This window comes from Vibrio vulnificus CMCP6, from assembly GCF_000039765.1.
Lineage (GTDB): Bacteria > Pseudomonadota > Gammaproteobacteria > Enterobacterales > Vibrionaceae > Vibrio > Vibrio vulnificus_B.
Window position 1 is genome coordinate 1,437,497 of the sequence record NC_004459.3, and the last position, 26,611, is coordinate 1,464,107.

The 26,611-nt window shown below is 48.7% G+C and carries 20 protein-coding genes; 10 read left to right on the forward strand and 10 right to left on the reverse strand.

All coding sequences use genetic code 11. The features are described from left to right. Positions 1-5: 5 nt before the first annotated feature. The 3 genes from VV1_RS06880 to tldD are packed head-to-tail and all read left to right on the forward strand — an operon-like array spanning position 6 to position 6,196. Positions 6-3,893 carry a YhdP family protein gene (locus VV1_RS06880; protein ID WP_011079412.1) on the forward strand — a complete coding sequence of 1,296 codons (3,888 nt, stop codon included), beginning with the start codon at positions 6-8 and terminating at the stop codon, positions 3,891-3,893. Positions 3,894-3,903: 10 nt separating this feature from the next. After that, entirely contained in the window at positions 3,904-4,728 is an 825-nt protein-coding gene (locus VV1_RS06885) for a carbon-nitrogen hydrolase family protein (protein WP_011079413.1), read from the forward strand. 22 nt (positions 4,729-4,750) lie between these two features. Next, on the forward strand, positions 4,751-6,196 hold the full coding sequence (gene tldD, locus VV1_RS06890; protein WP_011079414.1) for a metalloprotease TldD: 1,446 nt from the start codon (positions 4,751-4,753) through the stop codon (positions 6,194-6,196). A 181-nt stretch (positions 6,197-6,377) separates the two neighbouring features. Here the strand turns inward: tldD and VV1_RS06895 are convergent, their stop codons facing one another. Next, the gene (locus tag VV1_RS06895; protein ID WP_011079415.1) at positions 6,378-7,757 is read right to left on the reverse strand and encodes a PhoH family protein; all 1,380 of its coding nucleotides are present in this window, start codon (positions 7,755-7,757) and stop codon (positions 6,378-6,380) included. A gap of 521 nt (positions 7,758-8,278) precedes the next feature. Here VV1_RS06895 and rapA point away from each other — a divergent pair. The 3 genes from rapA to VV1_RS06910 all read left to right on the forward strand — a co-directional run bounded on the left by rapA (position 8,279) and on the right by VV1_RS06910 (position 13,193). Beyond that, positions 8,279-11,188: an RNA polymerase-associated protein RapA gene (gene rapA / locus VV1_RS06900; protein ID WP_011079417.1), complete on the forward strand. Its 2,910-nt coding sequence runs from the start codon at positions 8,279-8,281 to the stop codon at positions 11,186-11,188. Positions 11,189-11,421: 233 nt separating this feature from the next. Further along, entirely contained in the window at positions 11,422-12,174 is a 753-nt protein-coding gene (gene rluA, locus VV1_RS06905; protein ID WP_011079418.1) for a bifunctional tRNA pseudouridine(32) synthase/23S rRNA pseudouridine(746) synthase RluA, read from the forward strand. A gap of 56 nt (positions 12,175-12,230) precedes the next feature. Continuing rightward, complete coding sequence (locus VV1_RS06910) at positions 12,231-13,193, forward strand: D-2-hydroxyacid dehydrogenase (protein WP_011079419.1); 963 nt, start codon at positions 12,231-12,233, stop codon at positions 13,191-13,193. Between the two features lie 59 nt (positions 13,194-13,252). Here VV1_RS06910 and VV1_RS06915 read toward each other — a convergent pair whose 3' ends face one another. From VV1_RS06915 to arcA, 5 genes are all read right to left on the reverse strand, one after another. Further along, complete coding sequence (locus VV1_RS06915; RefSeq protein ID WP_011079420.1) at positions 13,253-13,642, reverse strand: RidA family protein; 390 nt, start codon at positions 13,640-13,642, stop codon at positions 13,253-13,255. A gap of 108 nt (positions 13,643-13,750) precedes the next feature. Beyond that, positions 13,751-14,212, reverse strand: a complete 462-nt coding sequence (pyrI, locus tag VV1_RS06920) for an aspartate carbamoyltransferase regulatory subunit (protein ID WP_011079421.1) — start codon at positions 14,210-14,212, stop codon at positions 13,751-13,753. Positions 14,213-14,226: 14 nt separating this feature from the next. Continuing rightward, positions 14,227-15,156, reverse strand: coding sequence for an aspartate carbamoyltransferase (gene pyrB, locus VV1_RS06925; protein WP_011079422.1), 930 nt, complete (start codon positions 15,154-15,156; stop codon positions 14,227-14,229). A 259-nt stretch (positions 15,157-15,415) separates the two neighbouring features. Next, positions 15,416-16,420 (reverse strand): ornithine carbamoyltransferase, encoded by a 1,005-nt coding sequence (gene argF, locus VV1_RS06930; RefSeq protein ID WP_011079423.1) that lies wholly within the window; start codon positions 16,418-16,420, stop codon positions 15,416-15,418. 135 nt (positions 16,421-16,555) lie between these two features. Beyond that, positions 16,556-17,776 carry an arginine deiminase gene (gene arcA / locus VV1_RS06935; RefSeq protein ID WP_011079424.1) on the reverse strand — a complete coding sequence of 407 codons (1,221 nt, stop codon included), beginning with the start codon at positions 17,774-17,776 and terminating at the stop codon, positions 16,556-16,558. A gap of 564 nt (positions 17,777-18,340) precedes the next feature. On the opposite strand from arcA, the gene rraB reads away from it, so the two are divergent. Further along, positions 18,341-18,763, forward strand: coding sequence for a ribonuclease E inhibitor RraB (gene rraB / locus VV1_RS06940; RefSeq protein ID WP_011079425.1), 423 nt, complete (start codon positions 18,341-18,343; stop codon positions 18,761-18,763). A gap of 155 nt (positions 18,764-18,918) precedes the next feature. After that, positions 18,919-19,695, forward strand: coding sequence for a glycosyl hydrolase 2 galactose-binding domain-containing protein (locus VV1_RS06945; RefSeq protein WP_011079426.1), 777 nt, complete (start codon positions 18,919-18,921; stop codon positions 19,693-19,695). Between the two features lie 5 nt (positions 19,696-19,700). Here VV1_RS06945 and VV1_RS06950 read toward each other — a convergent pair whose 3' ends face one another. Beyond that, positions 19,701-20,195, reverse strand: a complete 495-nt coding sequence (locus VV1_RS06950; RefSeq protein WP_011079427.1) for a GNAT family N-acetyltransferase — start codon at positions 20,193-20,195, stop codon at positions 19,701-19,703. Positions 20,196-20,241: 46 nt separating this feature from the next. Then, positions 20,242-20,652 (reverse strand): DUF2061 domain-containing protein, encoded by a 411-nt coding sequence (locus VV1_RS06955; protein WP_039554750.1) that lies wholly within the window; start codon positions 20,650-20,652, stop codon positions 20,242-20,244. Positions 20,653-20,925: 273 nt separating this feature from the next. Between VV1_RS06955 and VV1_RS06960 the strand changes: the two genes are divergently transcribed. Then, complete coding sequence (locus VV1_RS06960; RefSeq protein WP_011079429.1) at positions 20,926-22,098, forward strand: YjgN family protein; 1,173 nt, start codon at positions 20,926-20,928, stop codon at positions 22,096-22,098. Then, complete coding sequence (locus tag VV1_RS06965; protein ID WP_011079430.1) at positions 22,098-23,093, forward strand: M48 family metallopeptidase; 996 nt, start codon at positions 22,098-22,100, stop codon at positions 23,091-23,093. The genes VV1_RS06960 and VV1_RS06965 overlap by 1 nt, the downstream gene beginning before the upstream one ends. Before the next feature lie 95 nt (positions 23,094-23,188). On the opposite strand, the gene VV1_RS06970 is transcribed toward VV1_RS06965, so the two are convergent. Beyond that, positions 23,189-26,044 (reverse strand): valine--tRNA ligase, encoded by a 2,856-nt coding sequence (locus VV1_RS06970; RefSeq protein WP_011079431.1) that lies wholly within the window; start codon positions 26,042-26,044, stop codon positions 23,189-23,191. An 85-nt stretch (positions 26,045-26,129) separates the two neighbouring features. Continuing rightward, the gene (locus VV1_RS06975) at positions 26,130-26,579 is read right to left on the reverse strand and encodes a DNA polymerase III subunit chi (RefSeq protein ID WP_011079432.1); all 450 of its coding nucleotides are present in this window, start codon (positions 26,577-26,579) and stop codon (positions 26,130-26,132) included. Positions 26,580-26,611 lie beyond the last annotated feature (32 nt).

Sequence of the window (26,611 nt, forward strand, 5' to 3'; positions counted from 1 at the left end):
AGTTTGTGATTTCTGGTTTTACCCTATTTTGGCGAGCGGTGTTGTGGTTATTAGTCACCCTCTTGTTGCTGCTCGCCATCTTGGTCACTGGGCTGCGCATTGCGTTGCCGCAGATGAACCAATTTCAAGATGAAATCAAAACCTGGGTCAAGCAGGGCACCGGGTTGGATGTCTCTATTTCCAGTGTTTCGGGTTCTTGGCGTAATAGCCATCCTTCGGTCGCTCTTCAGGGCTTTGAAGCCTTCTTACCTGGAGAGAAAAAGGTCAATATTTCCGTTGATGAAGTGCATATTGAGTTTGACCTGCTGGAATCTATTCTGCGTCTGCAACCTGTGGTCGCCAATCTCAATATGAGTGGTTTAGCGCTCGACATTCGCTCGATAGAGCTTGTCGCCGCTGAAGGTCCTCCTACTCGAGAAGCCTCTTCTGAATCGCAAGAATCGTCTAACTTAATCAAGCAACTGGATAATCTTTTGCTGCGTCAGTTAGAAGAGTTCTCCGTCACGCAATCTAAAATCTGGTACCAATCGGTGTCGGGCGAAAACCGCCGTCTTGATATTGACCGTTTACGCTGGCGCAATCAAGGTGCGCACCATTTAGCGGAAGGCGTGGTGAGTGTTGCTGGGACCAATCTCAATGCTTTGTTAGTGAGTGCCAACTTTGTTGACCACGGCTCTTTGTTAGATGTCAGCGGAGAGTTTTACGTCAATGCTGAAGAGATCGCGGTTACCCAATGGTTAACGCGCTATGTCAAGAAAGAGACGGGGATTGATTCTGGCAAGATCAGTTTGAAATCTTGGTTGACGTTGCAACATTCTCAGCCACGCTATGCGTTTGTCGAATTGCTGCCATCTGAGTTGAGCTGGACGGAAAATGGCCAACATGAGCTCACTCTGGAGTCTGGTATTTTAAAACTCTCTCCCGATGGAGAAGGCTGGAAGGTGAGTGGTCATTCACTGACACTCCGTACCGATGAGATTGAATGGCCTCAATTGGACATTGCCTTTGATTGGCAACCACAAGGATGGAAGCTCAACTTATCCCAATTGAGTCTTGAAGCGCTGCTGCCGATGGCCAAGTTGTTACCCGACTCTGATCAAACCACCCAAATACTGCAAAAACTGCAGCCAAGTGGCACGGTGGAAGATATCCGTGTGGCTATGTCAGGCAGTGATCTGGATTCATTACGTTATTCTGCAGAACTAGACAGTTTGGCGATGCAGCAGTGGGATTTGCTGCCGGGCTTTCATCATGTCAGTGGGACGCTGTTTGGTGACGTGACGCAAGCCAAAGCATCGATGTCAGTGATTGATGATGTTTTCCCTTATGGCGAGGTATTTCAAGCCCCACTTAATATCAAGCAAGGACAAGTGGATATTGTTTGGCAGAACGATCAAAACGGTTGGCGCTTATGGGCCGACAAAGTGACGGCAGCAACACCGGATCTTCAGGTGTTGGGGGCGTTTCGTCTTGATTTTCCAAAAGACAAGAGCCCGTTTTTGTCCTTTTATGCCGAGGCCGATGCGTATAACGTCGGTGAAACGTGGCGCTATTTACCCACCTTAGCGTTAGGACGGGAGTTAACGGACTACCTTTCTACGGCCATTCAAGGCGGCAAGGTCAATACCGCGAAGCTGCTTTGGTATGGTGAACTGGCGGATTTCCCTTACACCAAAAATGACGGCATGTTCCAAGCTTGGGTCGGCTTAAAACAAGGCAAATTCAGCTTTGATACCGCTTGGCCGCCCATTACCGATTTGCAACTGGATCTGCTATTCCAAAATGACGCCATGTATTTGGATTCCAAATCTGCCACGCTAAAAGATGTCAAAGCGAGCCGAATTACTGGCCGTATTCCTGAATTAGCGGAAGGTGGACATATTGAGATTGAAGCGAAAGCGACCGCCGCAGGTAATGCTGTGCGTGACTACATGACCGCCACGCCGCTGGTGGATTCGGTGGGTGCGGCGCTGACGGCGCTACAAGTACAAGGGCCCGTCAAGTCTGAGTTCCAACTGAATATTCCGTTTACCAGTGACAAAGAACCACGAGCATGGGGATACGCTGAACTGGCGGGCAATCGTGTCGACATTGATGCACCGCCAATGACGCTGGAAAAAGTCTCGGGAAGGATTGAATTTGACAATGATGTGGTTAAAGCCTCTGGGCTTTCCGCTCGTTTGTTAAAGCAACCCATTGCCATCGATTTTGCTGGAGAAAGTGCAGATTACGGCTATAGCGTGGTGATCAACACCTTGGCGGATTGGGATGTAAAACCGTTGGTGCCTTACGTGGGTGAGCAATGGTTAGGCCGACTTTCTGGTCACGCGCCTTGGACCATGGATATCGATCTGCAATTAAACGATGTTGGCTTTACCTACCAAGTCGACCTTAATGCCAAGTTGAACAGCGTTGCAAGCCGATACCCCTATCCACTGAATAAGAATGTTGGCGAAGCGTGGCAAGCTCGCATGCAGGCTTCGGGCAATCAAGAGTCGATCACTGCACGTTTGCAAATGCCCAATGCCAAGTACCAAACGGAAATTGATATTACGGGCAAAGTGCCTGTGTTGAGTGCAACCAACCTGGTGCTGGGCAGTGGTGGCTTCAAAATTAGCCCAGTGGTGGGCCACCATGCCTTGATTCGTACCGAATACTTTGACCTCGACCAATGGCTGAGTGTGTTGAGTCAACCGCCAAAAGGCGCGACATCGAAACTGGCACAAATGGATACGCCAGAGATTCCATTGCCTACACGTATCAAAGTCGAAACGCCAACCTTAATGCTCAGTGGCATCGAGTTTCATGATGTGGATTTCTCGGCACGGAAGAAAAATCTCAATTGGCAGTTCAACCTGAAAAGCCAAGAGGCTGTAGGACAGGCGAACTACCTTGAACCTTACGACTTGGCGGTATCATTAGAGCGTTTGCATCTTTATGTACCAGGGTTGGATGAGAAGAAAGCGCAGGGTGAGTCCTTACTTACCGCGGAGAGTCCGGAAGCGCCATTGATCAGTCAGTTTGATCGCGAATTTCATCAACTGATGCCAAACTTAACACTGAACATCGATGATTTTTGGTTGCAGGGCTACAAAGTTGGCAAGGTGAACATTGATTTGCAGCGGCAAGGCAAAGCTTTGGTGTGGAAAAATATTTCACTGGTCAGTGGCTCAAATCGCGTGGATGTGAATGGCGACTGGACATTGGATGGGGAAACCAGTCAATCGCGCATGAATCTCAAGGTGAAAAGTGATAACAACAGCGATTTGATGGAGCGATTTGGTATTACCTCCGGCATTCAAAAAGCGCCGTTTGAAATCACCTCACAAGTGATTTGGGATGGAGCGCCTTGGTCGATGCGGGTAAATACGCTCGATGGTGATGTGCAAACCGAATTTGGCAAAGGCATCATTACTGACGTGAGCGGCGCGGCTCGTTTGTTGGGACTATTTAGTCTCGATTCCATCATTCGTAAAATGCAGCTCGATTTTACCGATGTGTTCGACAAAGGCATGGCGTTTAACTCGATTAAAGGCACGGGTAAGATCCAAGATGGCGTGTTTGTGACCAATGATATTGAGATGGATGCCTTAGCGGGTGCGATGAAAATTCGCGGGCTTGCCAACATGGTGACTCGAACGGTAGACGCGGAAGTGCAGTTTACTCCAGATATTACCTCTGGCATCCCGATGTTGACGGCGTTTGCGGTTGCGCCACAAACGGCACTCTACGTGTTGGCGATTTCCACCGTGATTTCGCCGGTTGTGGAAGTGTTTACCCAAGTTAACTATTCCGTCAAAGGGCCGCTTGACTATCCAACGGTCAGTGAAATTTCGCGTAGCCGTGGTGAGTTTGAACTCCCAGAAAAACTGCGCAAAGAAGCGCAAGAATAAGGAGCGAATGATGGAAAGGATTGCCATTATTCAAATGACGTCGACGTCAGACTGTACAGACAATGTGGCTTATATTGAGCATTGGGCAGAGCAGGCGGCCCTTCTAGGGGCAAGTTTGGTGGTGACCCCAGAAAACGCCTTGCTGTTTGGTGGCAGAGAGGATTACCACCAGCATGCCGAACCGCTTGGTAATGGCCCATTGCAACAGGCCATGGCGCAGCTTGCCAAACGGCTGGCAGTGACCCTGGTGATTGGCAGCATGCCGATTCGCCAAGGGCATGACGTTACCACTACCAGCTTGGTTTTTGGCCCCAATGGCGAACGTCTTGGTCATTACAGCAAGCTGCACATGTTTGATGTGGAGGTCAGCGATGGCCATGGGCATTACCGTGAATCAGACAGCTTTTTGGCTGGCGATCGCAGCAGTGTGGTGGCCACGCCCATAGGCCGTTTAGGGCTTTCCATTTGCTACGATGTTCGCTTTCCGGCGTTGTACCAAACACTACGTCAAAAGGGAGCCGATATTTTGTTGGTGCCCGCGGCGTTTACTGCGGTGACTGGAGAGGCGCATTGGGAAATACTCTTGCGCGCTCGAGCGATAGAAAATCAGTGCTGGGTGATTGCCGCAGCACAAGGCGGAATGCATTCCGCCAGTCGTGAAACGTGGGGCCACTCTATGGTCATTGACCCTTGGGGGAAAGTCGTCGCACAATTACCGCAACAAGGTGATTTGCTGCTTGCAGAGATAGACTTAGCCTTAAGTGACACGATTCGACGTAAAATGCCAGTGGTGAAACACAGCCGTTTTACTCATTTACTAGACAATAAAGATTGAATAACAAGGCAGAGCCAAGCTTATGAGCATAAATCAGATTGAAGAAGCGCTGTTAGCACCCGGGGGCCTGACGGCAGAGGATATCGCTGCTACGTTAGGCAGTATTGCGACGCGTCAAATTGACTATGCCGATATCTATTTTCAATCCAGTTGGCATGAGTCACTGGTGTTGGAAGACAGCATTATCAAAGATGGCTCATTTAACATTGATTGTGGTGTCGGCGTACGTGCCGTGACGGGTGAGAAAACGGGTTTCGCCTATTCTGATCAAATTCAGTTGGATGGTTTAAAGCAAAGTGCGATTGCGGCACGAGGCATTGCTCAACAGGGGCAAAATGGCCAAGTTCGCGCCTTTAAACGCAGCGAAAACCAGCACTACTATGCCGCAGTCAATCCACTGGCGGGATGGGAAAAACAACAGAAAACCGAACTGCTTAAATCATTGGATGCTTACATTCGCACTAAAGAACCGCTGATTAAAGAGGTGTCGATTAGCCTCAGTGGCGTGCATGAGCAAATGTTGGTGGCAGCGACGGATGGTACGTACGCAGGGGATATTCGTCCTTTGGTTCGTCTTTCCATTAGTGTGTTAGCTGAGAAAGGCGAACGACGCGAGCGCGGCAGTGCGGGTGGTGGTGGCCGTTTTGGCTACGATTTCTTTATCGGTGATGAAGACGGCGTCCAACGCGCGTTTCATTTTGCCGATGAAGCAATTCGCATGGCGTTGGTGAATCTAGAAGCCGATGCCGCACCAGCGGGCAGTATGCCAGTGGTTCTCGGTTCTGGTTGGCCGGGCGTTCTGCTGCATGAAGCGGTCGGTCATGGTTTGGAAGGCGATTTCAACCGTAAAGGATCTTCGGTCTTCTCTGGCAAAGTGGGCGAACAAGTGACTTCTTCTTTGTGCACCATTGTTGATGATGGCACCTTGAAAGATTTGCGCGGCTCACTGAACGTCGATGACGAAGGGGTGAATGGCCAGTACAACACGCTGATCGAAAATGGTGTGTTGAAAGGTTACATGCAAGATAAGCTCAACGCGCGTTTGATGGGGGTTAACCCAACGGGTAATGGCCGCCGTGAATCGTACGCGCATTTACCGATGCCGCGCATGACCAATACCTATATGTTGCCAGGTCAGCATACCCCAGAAGAGATCATTTCGACGGTGAAGAAAGGCTTGTACGCGCCGAACTTTGGTGGCGGTCAGGTGGACATTACTTCCGGTAAATTTGTGTTCTCGACCTCAGAAGCGTATTTGATTGAAGATGGCAAGATCACCCGTCCAGTGAAAGGGGCGACCTTGATCGGCTCGGGGATCGAAGCGATGCAGCAAGTCTCGATGGTGGGTAACGATCTCAGCATCGATCGCGGTGTCGGCGTGTGTGGTAAAGCCGGGCAGAGCATTCCTGTTGGCGTTGGTCAGCCAACCCTCAAGTTGGACTCGATCACCGTAGGTGGTACTGAGTAATCTCATGAAATTAAAGGGGCGACGTGTTCGCCCCTTTTTCTTTGCGAGTCAACTTGTTTACTTATTGCGACTCTAACAAGTACCCTAGCCCCTAGCCCCTAGCCCCTAGCCCCTAGCCCCTAGCCCCTAGTTCCTAGTTCCTAGTTTCTAGTTCCTAGCTCCTAGTTCCTCTCTTTCTCCACTACAAATTCTCCTCGGCAAACTCAGCCAAGCGACTGCGCACCACGCCATTGAGGTGGACGTTGGCGCTGCCTTCAAAGTTTTTAAAGCGCTCAACCATGTAAGTTAATCCTGAGGTAACTGGGGTGAGGTAGTGAGAGTCGATCTGCGCAAGGTTACCGGAACAGACGATCTTCGTCCCTTCGCCGCAGCGAGTAATAATGGTTTTGATCTGCGAGGCGGTGAGGTTTTGACACTCATCGAGCAGAACAAACGCATTTTGGATCGAGCGGCCGCGCATAAAGTTGATCGACTTAAACTGAATGTTGGCTTTGTCGACGATGTATTTTAGCGAGCCTTCGGTACAGTGATCGTGCTTGTGCAGTGCTTCTAAGGTATCGGTGACCGCTGCCAGCCAAGGCATCATTTTTTCTTCTTCCGTACCCGGTAAGAAACCGATTGACTCGCCAATGTCTGGGGTGTTTCGCGTGACGATGATCTTATCGAACATGCCTTTTTCAATGGTTTGTTCAAGCGCAGCCGCAAGTGCCAGTAAGGTTTTACCGCTGCCCGCCGCACCAGTAAGAATCACAAGATCGATATCAGGATCGAGCAAGGCGTCCAATGCCATCGCTTGGTAGATATTTTTCGGTGTGATGTCCCATGCTTTGCGGTGCATCAGGCGCTCACGGCTGAGATCGAGCAACGTCAATTTGTCACCATCGATGGTTTCGACGCGGCCAACGAAATCACTTTCCTCAGCATCCACTACGTATTGATTGATAAACGTCGGATCAAACGGCGCTCGATCCAGCTTATGGAAAGTGCGTCCTTCCAAAGCGTAGCTTTCAACCTGATCGACTTGGCTCCAGAACTCACCTTCTCGCACTTGGTAGCCTTTGGTGAGGTATTGAATGTCATCAATTAATTGGTCGGTGCGGTAATCTTCCACATACCGCACCCCTGCGCCTTTGGCACGTAGGCGCATGTTGATGTCTTTGGTGACCAACACCACTTCGCGTGGGGCACGCTTGTTTTGTAGGTAGAGCACAGCATTGAGGATACGGTTGTCGCCCGCTTTATCTGCGAATGCTTTGACGGTTTCTTGCAGTTCAAAATCGGCCAGAATAGAAATGGTGCCGCGGCCTTCGCCCTCTTTCGAAACAGGAATACCTTCTGAAATTTCATCAGGTGTCGCGTCTTTGAAAAGATCTTCCAACGCCCGAATGGCCACGCGTGCATCACGGGCCACATCTCGTTTGCTGTCTTTGATTCTGTCGAGTTCTTCAAGCACCGTCATAGGGATGACGACGTCATGCTCTTTAAAGGAATAAATTGCGAAGGGTTCGTGCAGCAGTATGTTGGTATCAAGTACAAACAGTTTCCGATCAGTATCGCCCATAGCGTCTCCTTGCCGTAAAGCCGGCTTTGCTCAAAGTACACTAAGCGGAAGAATGCGCTTCCTGCTTAGCATCTTGCCTGCAGAAGAGGTCGTGAGCATTCGGCGTAATATACCGACAGAGGCACCAATTGGGGCGCTTATGGCATGTCAACCGAGTAGCGAGACGACTTACTGCAAACCCGTGTTGATCCAAATCGATTACGTTAAAGCTAGCATGAATTGTGCCGAGTCATCTTTCTGACGCGTTCATGTTGGCTTAATTCGAGTATACGTCATTTTTGGAACACCAGGACTCACAAATGACACGCTTTCTTTACATTTTGATTTCATCGTCACGGCTTGAAAAAAATATTGGGATTCCGAGTGTTTGAGCGTGACCTCCATCACGCCATCAAGTAAGATTAGCGGCCTTTTTCTGCGGCGATTTCTTCATCGATTGATAATTGATTTGTCCCGTTTGGCGGTGACAAAAAGCAGAACTAAGCTTTTAAGATTCACAATTAAAACGAGGTAGTCTATTCATGGCATTTGCTTTGGGGCAGCGCTGGATCAGCGATACGGAGAGCGATTTGGGTTTAGGTACGGTAGTGGCGTTAGATGCTCGCACCGTGACACTGATGTTTGCAGCATCAGAAGAGAACCGAGTTTACGCCAGTAACGATGCGCCGGTAACCCGAGTAGTTTTTAATGTCGGTGATGTGGTTGAGTGTCAAGAAGGTTGGTCACTCAAAGTGGAACAAGTAGTGGAAGAGAACGGGTTATATACCTACCTTGGCACGCGTGAAGACACTGAAGAAACTGGTGTTGCACTGCGTGAAATCTTCCTGAGCAACCAAATTCGTTTTAATAAACCGCAAGACAAAATGTACGCCGGTCAAATCGATCGCATGGACAACTTTGTGTTGCGTTACCGCGCACTCAAAAATCAATATGAACAACACCGCAGTCCAATGCGCGGCCTCTGTGGTATGCGTGCGGGCTTGATCCCTCATCAGCTCTACATTGCCCACGAAGTGGGTCGTCGTCATGCGCCACGCGTATTGCTGGCGGATGAAGTGGGTTTGGGCAAAACCATTGAAGCGGGCATGATCATTCACCAGCAAGTGCTGCTTGGCCGTGCTGAACGCATCCTGATTGTGGTGCCTGAAACGTTGCAACACCAGTGGTTGGTGGAGATGATGCGTCGTTTCAATCTGCATTTCTCTATCTTTGATGAAGAACGCTGTGTCGAAGCGTTTGCCGAGTCAGATAACCCATTTGATACCCAGCAGTACGTACTGTGTTCACTCGATTTCTTGCGTAAAAGTCGCAAGCGTTTTGAGCAAGCGCTCGAAGCCGAATGGGATCTGCTGGTGGTGGACGAAGCGCACCACCTTGAGTGGAGCCAAGACAAACCCAGCCGTGGCTACCAAGTGGTAGAAGGCTTAGCAGAACGCACACCCGGTGTGTTGCTGTTGACCGCAACCCCGGAACAGCTTGGCCGTGAGAGTCACTTTGCCCGCTTACGCCTTCTCGATTCAGACCGTTTCTACGACTACGCTGCGTTTGTTGAAGAAGAAGCGCAATACGCGCCAGTTGCGGATGCGATTACCGCGTTATTCTCCGGCGTGAAGCTGGCGGATGAGGCGAAAAACCAAATTACCGAACTGCTTTCTGAGCAGGACGTTGAGCCGCTGTTCCGCATCATCGAAAGTAATGCTGACGAAGAGAGCAAAGCGATCGCTCGCCAAGAGTTGATTGATAATTTGATGGACCGCCACGGCACTGGCCGTGTCTTGTTCCGTAACACCCGTGCGGCGATCAAAGGCTTCCCTGTGCGTAATGTGCACCTGTTGCCGATGCCGATCCCAACCCAATACACCACCTCGATGCGTGTTTCGGGCATGATCGGTGGCAAGTTGGCCCCAGAAGCGCGTGCGATGAAAAACCTCTACCCAGAAGAGATCTTCCAAGAATTTGAAGGGGAAGAGTCGAGCTGGTGGCAGTTTGACTGCCGAGTAAACTGGTTGCTGGAAAAGCTGAAAGCGCAACGCAGTGAGAAAGTTTTAGTGATCGCTTCGCGTGCCAGCACGGCATTGCAACTTGAACAAGCGTTGCGTGAGCGTGAAGGCATTCGTGCCACCGTTTTCCATGAAGGTATGTCCATCCTTGAGCGCGACAAAGCCGCAGCTTACTTCGCGCAAGAAGAGGGCGGCGCACAGGTGTTGATTTGTAGTGAAATCGGCTCTGAAGGTCGTAACTTCCAATTTGCTAACCAGTTGGTGATGTTTGACCTGCCATTCAACCCAGATTTGCTTGAACAGCGTATTGGTCGTTTGGACCGTATTGGTCAAAAACGTGATATCGATATTCATGTGCCTTACCTGCAAGGAACCGCACAAGAAGTCTTAGCGCGTTGGTTTAATGAAGGCCTCAATGCATTTGCTGAAACTTGCCCAACAGGCCGCACTGTCTATGACCAAGTCTCCGATCAACTGATCGAGATGTTGGCATCGGGTTCCAATGAGGCGTTGGATGACGTGATTGCGGAATCGGCCAAACTGAATCAAGCGTTGAAAGCCGATCTTGAGCAAGGGCGTGACCGTCTGTTGGAAATGCACTCCAACGGTGGGGAGAAAGCGCAGCAAATCGTGGCGGAAATTGCCGCCAAAGATGGCGATACCAACCTAGTGAGTTTTGCACTTAGCTTGTTTGACACCATTGGTTTGAACCAAGATGACAAAGGTGAAAATGCCATCGTGGTGACGCCGTCGGAGCACATGATGGTGCCGAGCTACCCAGGTTTGCCGTACGAAGGCGCGACGATTACCTTCGATCGCGATACGGCGTTGTCACGCGAAGACATGCACTTTATCAGTTGGGAACACCCAATGATCCAAGGCGGCATTGATTTGCTGATGAGTGAAGGGGTGGGCACCTGTGCCGTTTCTCTGCTCAAGAACAAAGCATTGCCGGTCGGCACTTTGCTGCTAGAGCTGATTTATGCGGTGGACGCGCAAGCGCCGAAACGCAGTGGTATTGGCCGCTTCTTACCTCGCACGCCAATTCGTTTGATGATGGACGCTCGTGGCAACGATCTCTCTGGTCAAGTGGAGTTTGAAAGCTTTAACCGTCAATTGAGCCCAGTGAATCGCCATTTGGCGAGCAAATTGGTTTCGTCGGTGCAAAACGATATCCATCGTTTGATTGAAGCCGGTGACCAGTTGGTGGTGGAAAATGTCGAAGCAATTCGTCAGCAAGCACAGCAAGAGATGCAGCAGAGTCTTAATAGTGAACTTGAGCGTCTGCAAGCATTGAAAGCGGTCAACCCGAACATTCGTGATGAAGAAATTGAGGCGATTGACGCGCAAATCAAAGAGTTGAACGGTTACATCTCGAAGGCGCAATTCCAATTGGATTCACTGCGTCTGATTGTGGTGAGCCACAACTGATCCCGAGTGATCCGTTAAACGACCATCGGCTCCTTTACTGGAGCCGTTGGGTTATGACAATATGCCCGTTATCCCCTTCCTACTTGAAGCTGCAGCGGCGTTGACTACGTTCGTCCTCTGGGTCGCCAGCCCGGCCCAATTACATAGTCTTCTATGTTCATGGGGATGACCTCACTTGCCGCCTACCTGCAACTCCAAGTAGTTTGGGGACATTTTTATAGTGAGACTTTGCTATGGCGATGCTTGAGTACCTTCCACCGACCGATCCTTGGACGGAGATTATTTTCGAAGATGACCATATTTTGGCGGTCAACAAACCTTCGGGATTGCTTTCGGTTCCGGGGCGCTTGCCAGAGCATCACGACAGCATGTGGAGCCGCTTGCAAGAGCAGTATCCTGAGATCCAAGTGGTGCATCGCCTGGATATGTCGACCTCAGGTTTAATGGTGTTTGCCAAGAACAAGCGCGCAGAAGCGGCATTAAAGAAGCAGTTTCAATACCGTTTAACGCATAAGGTCTACTACGCACGCGTGTGGGGCCATGTAGAAGCAGATTCAGGCATGATTGATTTGCCACTGATTTGTGATTGGCCAAACCGACCGATGCAGAAGGTGTGTCATGAACATGGCAAGCCATCGCAAACGGCGTTTCAAGTTGCCAAACGCGAAGTGCATGCCAATGGAGCACAAACCACGATTATGCGCTTATTACCTGTGACGGGGCGTTCGCACCAGCTGCGTGTGCACATGCAGGCATTGGGGCATCCGATTGTCGGCGATGAATTTTACGCCCAAGGTGACGCGTTTACCTTCTCCGAACGCCTCGAATTGCATGCCGCAGAGCTGAGCTTTTATCATCCTAAGAGCCATTGGCTACGCAGCTTATTCGTTCCTTGTGACTTCTATCCGGATGCCGAAGAGATGATCTTTTCATATTTCGATCCTGCGCGTAAATTACCGGATTACAAGTCGCTGCCCAAGAGCTAGGCTCTCGCCTTTCACGTTTTCGATTTCTTTTCACTGGCAGTGCGTAAGGAGTTTTTATGTCGCTGCCTGTTGTGGTTTTTCTCGATCGCGCCACCATTCCTGCCCACATCACCCTGCCGACTTTGGCGTTTGAGCATCGCTGGGTTGAATACGATTTCACGTCGCCAGAACAAGTGATTGAACGTCTGCAAGCGGCCGATATTGTCATCACCAATAAAGTGCTGCTCGACCAAGCATTGTTAGCGCAGTTGCCGAACTTACGGATGATTGCGGTCGCTGCAACCGGATTTAACAATGTCGATGTGGATTTTTGCGCGGAAAAAGGCATTGCCGTCGCGAATGTGCGAGGCTATGCGACGCGATCGGTGCCTGAACACGTGATTGCTATGCTGTTTGCGCTGCGTCGTAACCTGTTTGGTTATCATCAAGACATTGCTGCCGGTGTATGGCAACAGGACAAGCAGTTTTGCTTTTTTACTCATCCCATTGGCGATGTGGCAGGCTCGACGTTGGGCATCATTGGCTCTGGCGCGTTAGGGCAAGCGACGGCGCAATTGGCGCAAGCATTAGGCGTGAAGGTGTTGTTTGCTGAGCGAAAAGGGCAAAGCGATTGTCGTCAGGGCTATCACCGTTTTGAAGAGGTGTTGGCGCAAGCCGATGCGATTTCCCTTCATTGCCCACTTTCAGCGCAAACACACCACTTAATCGGCGCGGCGGAGCTGGCCAGCATGAAAAGCAACGCGATTTTAATCAATACTGGGCGTGGTGGCTTAGTTGATGAACAGGCTTTGGTCGAGGCGTTGAAAAAGGGCGACATTGCGGCGGCTGGCGTAGATGTGTTTAGCACAGAGCCTGCCGATGAAACCAATCCGCTGCTCGCGAATATGCATTTGCCAAACTTGCTGCTCACGCCGCATGTGGCGTGGGGCAGTGATTCTGCGATTACTCAGTTGTGTGAGATTTTGCTGGAAAACATCAACGCCTATTGGCGAGGCGAAACGCTCAACCGTTTGGTGTAGCGAGCAGCAATGAAAAAGGGTGACCTGATGTCACCCTTTAAAATCGGTTGGATTGGCGATTATTTACGAACCGCGATCGCTTCGATTTCGATGCCCACGTCTTTTGGTAGACGAGCCACTTCCACACATGAACGTGCTGGGTAGTGCGCGACGTTGTGCTCGTCGAAGAAGTTACCATACACCTCATTTACTGTGCCAAAATCGTTGAGATCTTTAACGAATACCGTCATTTTCACGATGTCGCCTACAGTCAGGCCAGAGGCTTCGACCACCGCTTTGACGTTGTCGAGCGATTGGCGAGCTTGCGCTGCGATGTCTGCTGGCACTTCGCCTGTTGCTGGGTTTACTGGGATTTGGCCAGAGGTCAGTACCATATTGCCTAGGTCTACGCCTTGGATGTATGGGCCGATTGCAGCAGGTGCTGAGTCTGTATGAAGTACTTTAGTCATTATTATGTTCCGTCTTGATTGCAAGGAAAACAAAGAGCGTTCAGTGTGCCGTGAAAGAAATGATTGGTAAAGAAAAAATCCCCGCTAGGTAGGCGGGGATCGTATCGATTAACGCTCAGTGACGATCTCTCGGGAGAAGACTTTTTCACAATATTTACACTTCAAACGTACGTCGCCTTTTTTCTCAAACACGCGGAAGTTACTCGCGACTGGCTCATTGTGCGTAATGCAGTTGGTGTTTGGGCACTCAAAGACATCACTGACAAACTCAGGCAGCTCCAACGCGAGCTTCTTCACCACTTGGTAATCTTCAATTTGATTGACGGTGGCGTGAGGCGCGTAAAGGGCCAATTTGCTCGCTTGCTCTTCGTTGATAAACACGTTTTCAATCTTGAGCAAATCTTTGTTACCCAGAGCGGATGAAGGCAAATTTAAGCCAATGGTGACGCGCTGCGATGAGTTGTGCATATCAAACAGTTTCAACACCTTGATGCCTACTTGCGCTGGGATATGGTCGATCACTGTACCGTTTTTAATCGCTTCAACCTGCAATTTTGTCTCTTTGTTCATCTTGATTCTCCTACTTACAGTGATTCGTTCAGTACCAGTGCCAACAAGGCTTCACGAGCGTAAACGCCGTTGCCTGCTTGCTGGAAGTAGTAAGCGTGCGGTGTTTTGTCGACGTCAGTGGTGATCTCATCCACACGTGGCAGTGGATGCAGCACTTTGAGGTTCTCACGTGCGCCTTCCAATAGCGCTGCGGTGAGGATGTAGGCGGATTTAATGTGCGCGTATTCCGATTCATCGAAACGTTCTTTTTGTACGCGCGTCATGTAGAGAATATCCAGCTCAGGGATTACGGTTTCCATGTCTGTGTGCAGGCTGTAGCTGATGCCAGCTTCATCCAGATCTTCAAGAATGTAATCTGGCATTGCCAATGCGTCTGGCGCAACAAAGAAGAAGCGGATGTTGTTGAATTTTGCCAAGGCTTGCGTCAACGAGTGTACGGTGCGGCCATATTTTAAGTCACCGACAAACGCCACATTCAAGTTGTCCAAACGACCTTGCGTTTCGGAGATGGTGAACAGATCAAGCAGCGTTTGAGTTGGATGCTGGTTCGCACCATCACCGGCGTTGATCACCGGAACACCGTTAGAAAATTCAGAAGCCAGACGCGCAGCGCCTTCTTGTGGGTGACGCATGACAAAAGCATCCACATAGTTCGAGATGACTTGTACCGAGTCAGACAGCGTTTCGCCTTTTTTCGCCAGTGAGGTGTTACCACCATCGTCAAACCCAATGACATCGCCACCGATGCGTTGGATGGCCGTTTCAAACGACAGGCGAGTACGGGTGGAAGGCTCGAAGAAACAACTCGCGACGACCTTGTTCTTTATCAGCTCTGGGTTTGGCTCTGCTTTTAACTGACCTGCCGTTTTGACAATCAATTCCAGCTCAGCGCGGCTAAGCTCTGGAATGGAGATAATGTGCTTCTTATAAAGCGAGTTTGTCATAATCGTCTTCCCTATCTGAATGTTTCAGGCATAAAAAAGCCCCCCATGACGGGAGGCTTCAAAATTCTATTGGTTGAACAAATACAATGGTAGAAGAAACAACACCATGCAGGTGGGATTGCGTACCTGCTCGTCGTGTTTTGTTACTGCGATGATCCATTGTTATTTACCAACCCTCGGACAAATTGCCGAGCATTATACGCGTAAGAAAAGCGAGCGCAAGCGATTACATCAAGCTTTAGGTCTGAAATGTAATCGATTAACTGCCTAAAGTTGCGACCATCACGGCTTTGATGGTGTGCATGCGATTTTCGGCTTCATCAAACACAATCGAATGCTCAGATTCAAACACCTCTTCGGTCACTTCCAAGCCTTTCATACCAAACTTGTCAGCCACTTGTTTGCCAATGGTGGTTTCGTCGTTGTGGAAAGCCGGTAGGCAATGCATAAATTTGACATTCGGATTGCCAGTTTGCTTGAGGACATTCATGTTGACTTGATAAGGTTTCATCAATGCCACGCGCTCATCCCAAGCCTCTGGTGATTCACCCATGGAGACCCAAACATCGGTATAGAGGAAATCACAGCCTTGTACCCCTTCTGCGACATTTTCAGTCAGGGTAATCTTGCCGCCGGTTTGTTTGGCAATGGCTTGGCAGGCGGCCACGAGTTCTTCATCGGGCCAGTAAGCTTGCGGGCCAACAAGGCGAATATCCATGCCCATTTTGGCTGCGCCCACCATCAACGAATTGCCGACGTTATTACGCGCATCACCAAGGTAGGCGAATTGAATGTCGGCAAGTGCTTTGCCTTGGCTGTGTTCAAGCATGGTGAGGAAGTCAGCAAGAATTTGTGTGGGATGAAATTCGTCGGTTAAGCCATTCCATACCGGGACGCCAGCGAAAGCACCGAGCTCTTCGACGATCGCTTGACCAAAGCCACGATATTGAATGCCATCGTACATGCGACCCAACACTCGCGCAGTGTCTTTCATCGACTCTTTATCACCAATTTGCGAGCCAGAAGGGCCGATATAGGTGACTTGTGCGCCTTGATCAAAGGCGGCGACTTCAAAAGCACATCGGGTACGAGTTGACGCTTTCTCAAAGATCAATGCAATGTTTTTGCCCAGTAGTTTCTTCTGCTCAGTGCCAGCGTATTTGGCTTTCTTTAGATCAGCAGACAGATCGATCAAAAACTGGATCTCTTTTGTCGAGAAGTCCAACAACTTGAGGAAGTTGCGATTCCGGAGATTAAATGCCATGACTCGTTCCTTATTTATCCATCGTCATGGCACTAGTAAAACATAGAAATGCTACTTTTGTGAATAATTATTTTAAAATTAAGCATAAAAAAGCCAACTTAAAAAGTTGGCTTTAGTGAGAACATTAGCACGAAGTTAGATATCATCACGCTCAATCGGGCAACTCATGCAGCGTGCACCACCACGGCCACGGCCTAATTCATTCCCCGGAATGGTGAGAACTTCAATGCCCGCTTTATCGTATTTTTCATTGGTGTAGACGTTTCGTTCATAACCAATCACCACGCCTGGTTTCACGGTTAACACGTTATTGGCATCGTTCCACTGTTCACGTTCTGCCTCATAACTGTCACCACCGGTGGTAATGATATTGAGGTGATTCAAGCCCAGTGCACGTTCAATGGCGTGCAAATAGTTATGCAAAGCTTCTACTTGCATCTCGCCATTGCCTTTTGGCGTTAAGCGCCAAGTATGCAGATCTTTACGCATGATCTCTGGATAAACAGAAAAAGTATCAACATCCATGTGTGTCATCACCGTATCTAAGTGCATGCACGAACGATGTTTGGGCAGTTCAATGGCAATCACTTCTTTTGCTTGGCCATGTTTAAACAGGTTGGCCGCTAAGTTTTCCACTCCTTGTGGGGTAGTGCGCTCTGACATGCCAATCAGCACGGCGCCTTTACCTATCACTAACACATCGCCCCCTTCAATGTTGGCGTTGTCGTAATGGAGGTCTTCGTTGCCAAAGTATTTGATGAAATCTTGCCCCGCAAAGATGGGGTGCCACTGATAAATCGCCCGCAAATGGTTGGTCTCACGTTGACGTGCGGGTTTCATCATTGGATTGAGCGATACACCACCATAAACCCAACATGAGGTATCACGGGTAAAGAGATGATTCGGGAGCGGTTCAATCACGAAGTCTAATGGCTGCTTCATGCGCGGCAGCATAGAGGCCGACTGAATGGGTAATTCAGAGTAAGCCAGACCACCCAGCAAAATGGTGGCAAGGTGTTCGTTGTCCATCTCAGAAAGGTAACGACGTAAGTCGCGCGCAAAAATTGGGCCGTAGCGAAAATCGGAGATTTGAACATCTAACAGCCACTGCTTTGCTTCTGGCACGGCGAGGGTATCCACCATCAAATCGTGCAGAAGTAGCACCTCAACACCTTGTTGGCGCAACGTATCGGCAAACGCATCGTGCTCTTTACCTGCCGCCTCAACCAGTAAGACATCGTCAAACAGCAGTTCATGACAATTTGAAGGGGTAAGGTGGGTTAGGGCTCTTTCTGGTCGATTAAGAAGGACTCGGCGTAACTGACCGACTTCAGAACCTACATACAACTTACTCATTTTGCATCCTTACAGTTTATCCTGGCGCTATTTATGACAATCTTTTGTATAAGATGCAAATCATCTGGCTTTGTTTAAGTCCTGCATTATTGGTTATTTTTGGTTTTAAATTCCAATCTAACCGCTTTCTCTGGATGTTTATTTTGTTTTGTGGTGTTTAAAAAAAGTACGGCAGGATTGATTTTTTATGCGTAAACGGTGCTTTGCTTACTTTGAGTCTTTTTGAATAAAACGTGATTTTTTATTCAAAAAACTGCATTTTATCGTTCGGCTTAGGCGTTATTCATTCTAGAAGCGCATTTGTTTACTGCATGAAGTCGCGCGATAAGGGCAATTCTATTTATCTATATTTCATCTTCTTGGCGTTAGGATGTTCTGAATATTAATAAATTGGCACTATTGTTAAAAATGTGTTGTTTTGCATTGTGGTGACGGCCCATTTTGAGGTTAAGCAGCAAAAGATAGGTTGTATGTCGCTTTGTCGGTGGCTTTTCTAGGCGATCCATGCCATATTTCACCGCAACAAATTGATCCAATTTAGAGTAACGATTCCGGAGCTAAAACATGTCTCACGAAGATGAATATCTATCAGTAGAAGAGTTAATTGAGATTCAAAAGGAAGAGACTCGCGATATTATCGCTGCTCTGCTTGAAGATGGCAGCGATCCTGAAGCACTGTATGAAATCGAGCACCACCTATTTGCTGAAGATTTCGACACCCTAGAAAAAGCGGTTGTTGAAGCATTTAAGATGGGCTTTGAAGTGCTGGAAGCTGAAGAAACTGAAGATGAAGACGGCAACAAGCTGCTTTGTTGTGATGCAACCATGCAGTCGACGCTGGACGCTGAAACCATTGATGCTCAAGTAGAGAAGTTGGTTCATCTCGCTGAAAAATACGACATCATCTATGATGGTTGGGGCACTTACTACGAAGGTGAAGATGCGCTATACCAAGATGACGACGAAGACGAAGACTTCGAAGACTAATAAAACAAGAGCCGGCGATTGCCGGCTTTTGTTTGTGTTCCGTTTGCTCGCATGGCGTTGTTATTCATCTTGTTACACTCATACGGAGAACAGCGCTCGCTCATTGGCAGGGTTGTGTATATAATGCGGCAAACTTGATCTAGCTCAATTATGATATGCAACTCTCACTCACTGGTTATTGGCAACTTTCCCCGCTTACCGATCTCTCTATTCCACAAGATGATCTCTGCTTTCCCGCGCCACTAAGCGAGATTTTGCCTGCTTCCCTCTCTGAGCAAGCCATTGCGGCGCAAGAATGGCACTTGATGCACGACATCGAAGTGGATGACAGTTTGCTGGCTTATCCTGCGGTTGAGATGGTGCTTGCTGGAGTGGATTACCATGCCGAAGTGCGCTTAAACGGCATTGCTGTGTTTGATTGTGATAAAAGTCAGTTTGAGTATCGCAAAGATATTCGTCCTTATCTGCAACATGGACGTAATCGCTTTGAAATTCTTTTTCTCGAAGAGGAAGAAGAATTGCTGTTTGAGGAAGACAGACTGGCATTGTGCGAGTTAGGGGCAAATGCCTATCAACCCAGTGACGAAAGAATGGGGATCTGGCGAGAGCCGTATTTGCAGTTTATCCGCCACGTTCGTCTTGATTGCGTGACGACCGAGCAAATCTGGCACCATGGTGGTGGGTGTGAATTTAAAGTGGATCTCTACTATCAAACCTACGTATCGGGTTTGATTTCAGCTTCAGTCAAGTTTGATGGCCGCCGCTACAATATCCCTCTGGATCTGCGCAGCGATCATGCTAGTGCTTTATTTCAAATTGACGCCCCCAGCCCAGCAACACCATATCAATTAGAGATTGAGCTTGATGGTCAGACGCTGAGCGCACCCGTTGTGCTCGATGAGGCGATTTCGGTTACCCACTTTGTCCGCTAGTTGCCTTATAAATGGCAAATCATCACCACTTCACAAGCGTCATGTCCGGTTTGCCCGAGTGGCGCTTGCAGATGTTCAAATCCGAGCTTTTCATACAGAGCAATGGCTTCTTTCAAGCAGGCAGTGGTTTCTAGGTAACAGCGTTGATAACCCATCTTTTTCGCGGCGCTGCGGCTGAGCGAAACGATTTTCTTGGCCAGACCCTGCCCACGGCAAATGGGTAAGAAGTACATTTTTTGTAACTCGCAGACACCTTCGACCCCTGCTAGCGCAGAAAAGCCACCTCCACCGACGATCTTCCCTTGATGTTCCACCACCCAATAGGCGGCATTTGCTTGTGAGTAGATGCTAAAAAGATCGTCTAGGGTTGGATCGGCAACACTGTAGCCTTTATCGGCGGTTAACCCATACTCCGCCGAGACTTGACGAATCACATTGGCGATTGAGGCGTTGTCTTCAACGGTGATAGGGCGCAAGACAAAGTCCATTTTTTCTGACATAAGACCAATCGTATTTCAAATTATGATGGTCAAAACTATAGAGTCACTACACGGTTGGGTGCAAACAAAAACTGTGCGAATCGAGGGTTTGTTTTGCCGCGCTGTGGCGCAACCAAACCTTCTCATGGAAGTAGTACACTACGGTGTTAATAGACGGTTCGAGTAATGCCATCACCCCACCGACAAACGCATCACCTGTTAACAAGTAAACCACGCTAAACGCCACGCTGAAATGCACGGTAGCAAAACTGGCGGTCTTGATTTTCGTCATCCACTGACGCGCTTTGAGCGCTGGCACGGTAGACCATGCTTTTTCATGGAAGTAAAACGCAATGGTATTGACCGCAGGTTCAATCATCGCAATCAAACTGCCGATGAGGATATCGCCCGTTAAGATGTAGGCAACAGTGAAAGCGACCGTAAAATGAAGTGCTGCAAAGGTAATGGTCTTTTTCATAATCTTATCTCTCATGATGCGTTTGGCTCGTTTTGCCACTGGTGACAGTATCATGGGAAAGTTACGAAAGTTAAAATCGATTAAATTTATTATTTTAATAGTCAAATGCTATTGGTTGTGCTTATTGATTGATTCATATAAATAATTAGTTGATAAAATAAACCCTTGTCACTGAATGTATTTCGGACGTTCGGTTAAAATTACACGCTTTTTATAAAGTTAATGTTTGATTAATCAATAATAAATCGAAAAACAACGTCAGGATAAAAATGAATGGACACTAAGCACATCACGAACTCAATTCAATTTAAAGGCCAAGGAGGGGAGTTCTTTGGTATCTGGATCGTCAACATCTTATTGTCGGTGATCACGCTAGGCATTTACTCAGCCTGGGCCAAGGTTCGCACCAAGCGCTACTTTTATGGCAACACCTTTATCGCGGGTGATAATTTCGAATACCACGCGCAACCGATGCAACTTCTCAAAGGACGCTTGGTGGCACTCGCTCTAGTGGTGATTTGGGTGGTAGCAAACTCATTCTTTCCATTAGCATCGTTGGTGTTGCTTGCGCTGTTCTATGTGGCGCTCCCTTGGCTTCTCTGGAGTAACGCCCGGTTTGATTCTGCTATGACCAGTTATCGAAATGTCCACTTTGCTTTTAATGGCTCGTTGAAAGAGGCTTATATGTCGATACTAGGTCGCGGTCTCGCATCGTTGCTTATTATCGCGATTTACATTGCTATTGTGGTGGCTTCAGCCAATGCGTCCGCGATGGTCGCTACACTATTAGGCTTTGGTACCTTGGTGCTGATGTTTGTTTTGTACGCTTGGGTAGTCGCAGGTATTCACCAATATTTTGCCTCGGGTTATCAGTATGGGGATTGGAAGTTTGTCGCTAAGATTGAAACGGGCTTCTTCTTGAAAACATACTGTAAAGCGATGCTGATTGGTTTCTTAACCGCAGTGGCTTTTATGATTGTGATGGGCACGTTTGTATTGGGCACTGACATTATGAATATCTTTGCTGGCGAAGTGGACCTGCTGGAAGGGAAAGGGGATTTTGCGTATGTGGTGTTGACTTATCTGGTGACGATTACGATGTCACTGGGTATCACCGCCTATACGACGACTCGTATCCGCAATTATGTTTTCTCGAGACTGACCGCAACGGCAGAAGCTCAGTCTGAGACGGAGTTTCGTTTTGCGTCAACCTTTGGTGTTTGGGACTACATGAGTTTGATAGTCACCAACTTCTTGTTGCAAGTGATCACGCTTGGCTTGGCTCGTCCTTGGGTGATGGTGCGCACCTCTCGCTACGTTGCTAGCCATACTGGTGTCATTGGAGATATGGATACGCTGAAAGCAACCGATCAAGATTCTGCGGTGAAAAACGCCATCAGTGATGAAGTGGCGCAAGCGTTTGATCTTGGCCTCAGTATCAGCTAATGCGCATCTTTGGAACCGCATTCCCGCCTCGTAGCTCAGAGCGCTGTGAGGCGGAGATCGACACTTCTCAACCACACTTGCTTGCTCTGCATGTGAATGGGGAGATTTTCAGTGCTGATTACCATTACCTGCACATCAGTGAGCCTGTAGGTCGCTTACCTGTGCGTATTTCCTTTCCGAATGGTTGGGTGTTTGTCACTGAGCCCAGTACGGCGTTATCGAAGTGGCTAGGTTTTCATAAAAAGCAAAGCTTTGTTGATCGAATGGAAGGTAACATCCCTGCTTGGATTCTTTCGGCTATGGTGTGTTTGGCGGTGATCGCGGGGTGCTATTACTATCTGTTGCCTTGGGGAAGTCAGAAGATCGCTGAGAGCTTACCGGATTCCTTATCTATCGCTGTTGGAGAGCAGGTGCTGGATTCGCTTGATTTGCAGTTGCAACCCAGTCAATTACCTGAGGAGCAGCAGAGCGCTATTCGCCAAAGAGTTCAACAGTTTGCGCAGGTATTGCCAGAGTTGCCGTATGACATCAAGGTGGAGTTTCGCTCAATGCCAGAAGGCGCCAATGCGTTTGCGCTCCCCGGTGGGACGATTGTTTTGCTTGATGAGCTAGTGGCGCTTGCACAAACCCAGCAACAGTTGGACAGCATCATTCTGCATGAGATGGGCCATGTCCATCACCGTCATATGATGAAGCAAGTGGTTCACTCCACCATTCTTTCGGTAGCGGTCTCTCTCATCACAGGAGAAAGTTCTGGGATTGTTGATAACTTAGCGGGGGTTGGGGTGTTTATCGTTTCCAATGGTCAGTCTCGTGAAGCGGAAACGCAAGCGGATCTGTACGCGAAAAAGGCAATGAAGCAGATCTATGGCACGAGTGAGCCGCTGGCTGAGATGTTCGAGCTGTTCAAAACGCAGGAAATGATGGATATTCCGGAATGGTTTAGTTCTCACCCTAATTTTTCCGAGCGAATTCAAGCCGCAAGGGAAGAGTAGCCAAGCATGCTTTGCTAAAATCGTGGTGCACCGTAGAGGATAAATACAAAAAGGCAGCGATAACGCTGCCTTTCGTTTTATGAAGCTAACAAGAATTACAGTGCCGCGATGGTCGCTTTTTGCTCTTCAAGTTTTGCCAAGGTTTCTTGGTAGCCTTCCAGCTTCTCACGCTCTTTCGCGATAACCGCTTCAGGGGCTTTGGCGACGAAACCTTCGTTACCCAACTTACCTTCGATGCGCTTGATTTCACCTTGTGTCTTCGCCACTTCTTTATCCAAACGAGCAAGCTCTGCATCTTTGTCGATCAGGCCCGCCATTGGGATCATCAGTTCAGATTTCGCCACAAGTGCTGTTGCACAGGCTGGTGTTTCTTCGCCCGCAGCCAATACACGAACCGACTCAAGTTTCGCTAGTGACATCAATACTTGTTTGTTCGCTTCTAGGCGCGCTGCATCTTTCTCGTCTGCTTTTAGCATCACTTCCAGCGGTTTGCCTGGGTTGATGTCGTATTCAGCACGTAGGTTACGGATGCTAGTGATGAACGCTTTCACCCATTCGATGTCGTCTAGCGCTTCTTGGTTGAAGTTCGCTTCATCGTATTGAGGTAGAGATTGCAACATGATTGTCTCGCCTTCCACTCCGTCTACTAGTGGCTTGATGCTTTGCCAGATCGTTTCGGTGATGTAAGGAATCACTGGGTGAGCCAGACGTAGCGTCTTCTCAAGTACCGTGATTAGTGTACGGCGAGTACCACGTTGTTGCGCTTCAGTCCCTTTCCATAGAACTGGTTTAGTCAGCTCTAGGTACCAGTCACAGAATTGGTTCCAGATGAATTCGTACAGCGTGTTTGCTGCCATATCGAGACGGTAGTTGTCGATATGGTTGTTGAATGCTTTCGCTGCCAGTTCAAACTGAGACTCGATCCATTTGTCCGCTAGTGAGTATTCGATCTCACCTGCGCCAAAGCCACAATCTTGCTCTTCTGTGTTCATCATTACGTAACGGCTTGCGTTCCATAGCTTGTTACAGAAGTTACGGTAACCTTCAAGACGCTTCATATCCCAGTTGATATCGCGACCTGTTGATGCCATTGCAGCAAGCGTAAAGCGTAGCGCGTCAGTACCGTAGGCTTCGATACCGTTTTCAAATGTCTTACGCGTGTTCTTCTCGATCTTCGCTGCTAGCTGAGGCTGCATCATGTTGCCAGTGCGCTTCTCTACTAGAGACTCTAGGTCGATACCATCGATCATGTCGATTGGGTCAAGTACGTTACCTTTCGACTTAGACATCTTGTCGCCGTTTTCGTCACGGATCAGACCGGTCACATAAACGGTTTTGAATGGGACTTGTGGCTTGCCATTTTCGTCTTTGACGAAGTGCATGGTCATCATGATCATGCGCGCAACCCAGAAGAAGATGATGTCGAAACCAGTTACTAGCACGTCTGAAGGGTGGAAGACTTTCAGATCGTCAGTTTGCTCTGGCCAGCCTTGTGTACCGAACGTCCATAGTGCAGAAGAGAACCAGGTATCCAGTACGTCTTCGTCTTGGTGTAGTTCAATCACAGACTCTAGGTTGTGGTTTTGACGAACTTCTTCTTCGCTGCGACCGACGTAAACATTGCCTTGGTTGTCGTACCAAGCAGGGATACGGTGGCCCCACCAAAGTTGACGAGAGATACACCAGTCTTGAACGTCACGCATCCAAGAGAAGTACATGTTTTCGTATTGCTTAGGCACGAATTGGATGTCGCCATTTTCTACGGCTTCAACCGCTGTTTTCGCTAGAGGCGCAGTACGTACGTACCATTGGTCAGTCAGCATTGGTTCAATAACCACGCCACCACGGTCGCCATAAGGCACTTGTAGATCGTGATCTTTCACTTCTTCAAGCAGACCTAGTTCGTCGAACTCTGCCACGATCGCTTTACGCGCTGCGAAACGCTCCATGCCGTGGTATTTAGCAGGTAGCTCAGTTCCGTAAGCATCGCTTGGCTCGCCGTTGGTCGTGAACACTTCTGCCGCATCACGGATGTTGGCGTCAAACGTCAGAATGTTGATCATTGGTAGCTGGTGGCGCTTACCCACTTCGTAGTCGTTGAAGTCGTGTGCTGGGGTAATTTTCACACAGCCAGTGCCTTTTTCCATGTCTGCGTGCTCATCGCCCACGATAGGGATGCGGCGATCAACGATAGGCAGGATGATGTCTTTACCGATCAGATCTTGGTAACGTGGATCTTCTGGGTTAACAGCAACACCGGTATCACCTAGCATGGTTTCTGGACGAGTTGTTGCAACAACGATGTAATCTTTGCCATCTGCTGTTTTAACGCCATCGGCTAGCGGGTAGCGGAAGTGCCACATGTGGCCTTTAGTGTCTTTGTTCTCTACTTCTAGATCTGAGATCGCTGTGTGCAGTTTAGGATCCCAGTTAACTAGGCGCTTACCGCGGTAGATGAGGTCATCTTCGTATAGGCGCACGAATACTTCTTGAACGGCATTAGACAGGCCATCATCCATGGTGAAGCGTTCACGATCCCAGTCTACTGATGCGCCAAGACGACGAAGCTGCTTAGTGATGGTGCCGCCTGATTCGCCTTTCCATTCCCAGATTTTGTCGATGAAGGCTTCGCGACCGTAATCGTGTTTGGTTTTGCCTTCTTCTGCAGCGATCTTACGCTCAACAACCATCTGAGTAGCGATACCTGCGTGGTCAGTACCGACTTGCCAAAGGGTATTTTTACCCTTCATACGCTCACAACGGATCAGTGTATCCATGATCGTATCTTGGAACGCGTGGCCCATATGTAGGCTACCAGTGACGTTCGGTGGCGGGATCATGATGCTGTATGATTCTTTTGACGTGTCACCGTGTGGTTTAAAGTAGCCTTGCTCTTCCCAAGTCTTATACAGATCTTGTTCGATTGAGGTTGGGTTGTATGTTTTTTCCATGGGAGCTTAATCTGGTTAAGTTAATCTAGGTCAATCTTTATAAGTGAACTCTCTATTGGGAGAGCTTAACTATAAGGATTGACCGCTAGTTGTGTTCAATTTCGATTGTTTGCAGTTGGTAACCTGCTTGACGGTAGATTTTATACCTTTCTCGCGCGAGCTGTTTAGCTTTTTCTTCGCAAGGGACGAAGTCTACCACCTCAGCAAACTTGTTCGCAAAGGTTGTCTCATTTTTCGCCAAATTTATTACCAGTTGGCGGTTCCAGCTTGGCTTGACACCTTCGTGACCTATCTCAATATTGGTGGCGTATTTTGGACCTTCACCGACCAAATTATGCGCAACAAACTGAGCGGGCTCAACTTGCCAAAAGTACTCTGCAATTTGCTCTGCGTGACGTTTACTTTCTCCATTGAGATACACCTTCGCCCCTTGCTTGGCAAAATGGTGGGCAAGGAACACTACGTAGTGAGCAAAACCTTCTGGCGTTGCTTGTGGGGTGTGTTCTCGGACAATGTAAAACGTGGCTCTTTGCATAGCTTGTTCGTCTCTCTGGCGATGAAAAAAAG

What these genes read in the sequence shown, in the direction of transcription:
- pyrI (WP_011079421.1), bottom strand. Translation starts at nt 14,212, where the DNA reads ATGAACAAAGAGACAAAATTGCAGGTTGAAGCGATTAAAAACGGTACA.
- VV1_RS06960 (WP_011079429.1), top strand. Translation starts at nt 20,926, where the DNA reads ATGGACACTAAGCACATCACGAACTCAATTCAATTTAAAGGCCAAGGA.
- rluA (WP_011079418.1), top strand. Translation starts at nt 11,422, where the DNA reads ATGGCGATGCTTGAGTACCTTCCACCGACCGATCCTTGGACGGAGATT.
- arcA (WP_011079424.1), bottom strand. Translation starts at nt 17,776, where the DNA reads ATGAGTAAGTTGTATGTAGGTTCTGAAGTCGGTCAGTTACGCCGAGTC.
- VV1_RS06910 (WP_011079419.1), top strand. Translation starts at nt 12,231, where the DNA reads ATGTCGCTGCCTGTTGTGGTTTTTCTCGATCGCGCCACCATTCCTGCC.
- rapA (WP_011079417.1), top strand. Translation starts at nt 8,279, where the DNA reads ATGGCATTTGCTTTGGGGCAGCGCTGGATCAGCGATACGGAGAGCGAT.
- argF (WP_011079423.1), bottom strand. Translation starts at nt 16,420, where the DNA reads ATGGCATTTAATCTCCGGAATCGCAACTTCCTCAAGTTGTTGGACTTC.
- VV1_RS06895 (WP_011079415.1), bottom strand. Translation starts at nt 7,757, where the DNA reads ATGGGCGATACTGATCGGAAACTGTTTGTACTTGATACCAACATACTG.
- rraB (WP_011079425.1), top strand. Translation starts at nt 18,341, where the DNA reads ATGTCTCACGAAGATGAATATCTATCAGTAGAAGAGTTAATTGAGATT.
- pyrB (WP_011079422.1), bottom strand. Translation starts at nt 15,156, where the DNA reads ATGACAAACTCGCTTTATAAGAAGCACATTATCTCCATTCCAGAGCTT.
- VV1_RS06915 (WP_011079420.1), bottom strand. Translation starts at nt 13,642, where the DNA reads ATGACTAAAGTACTTCATACAGACTCAGCACCTGCTGCAATCGGCCCA.
- VV1_RS06955 (WP_039554750.1), bottom strand. Translation starts at nt 20,652, where the DNA reads ATGAAAAAGACCATTACCTTTGCAGCACTTCATTTTACGGTCGCTTTC.
- VV1_RS06975 (WP_011079432.1), bottom strand. Translation starts at nt 26,579, where the DNA reads ATGCAAAGAGCCACGTTTTACATTGTCCGAGAACACACCCCACAAGCA.
- VV1_RS06885 (WP_011079413.1), top strand. Translation starts at nt 3,904, where the DNA reads ATGGAAAGGATTGCCATTATTCAAATGACGTCGACGTCAGACTGTACA.
- VV1_RS06965 (WP_011079430.1), top strand. Translation starts at nt 22,098, where the DNA reads ATGCGCATCTTTGGAACCGCATTCCCGCCTCGTAGCTCAGAGCGCTGT.
- VV1_RS06945 (WP_011079426.1), top strand. Translation starts at nt 18,919, where the DNA reads ATGCAACTCTCACTCACTGGTTATTGGCAACTTTCCCCGCTTACCGAT.
- tldD (WP_011079414.1), top strand. Translation starts at nt 4,751, where the DNA reads ATGAGCATAAATCAGATTGAAGAAGCGCTGTTAGCACCCGGGGGCCTG.
- VV1_RS06970 (WP_011079431.1), bottom strand. Translation starts at nt 26,044, where the DNA reads ATGGAAAAAACATACAACCCAACCTCAATCGAACAAGATCTGTATAAG.
- VV1_RS06950 (WP_011079427.1), bottom strand. Translation starts at nt 20,195, where the DNA reads ATGTCAGAAAAAATGGACTTTGTCTTGCGCCCTATCACCGTTGAAGAC.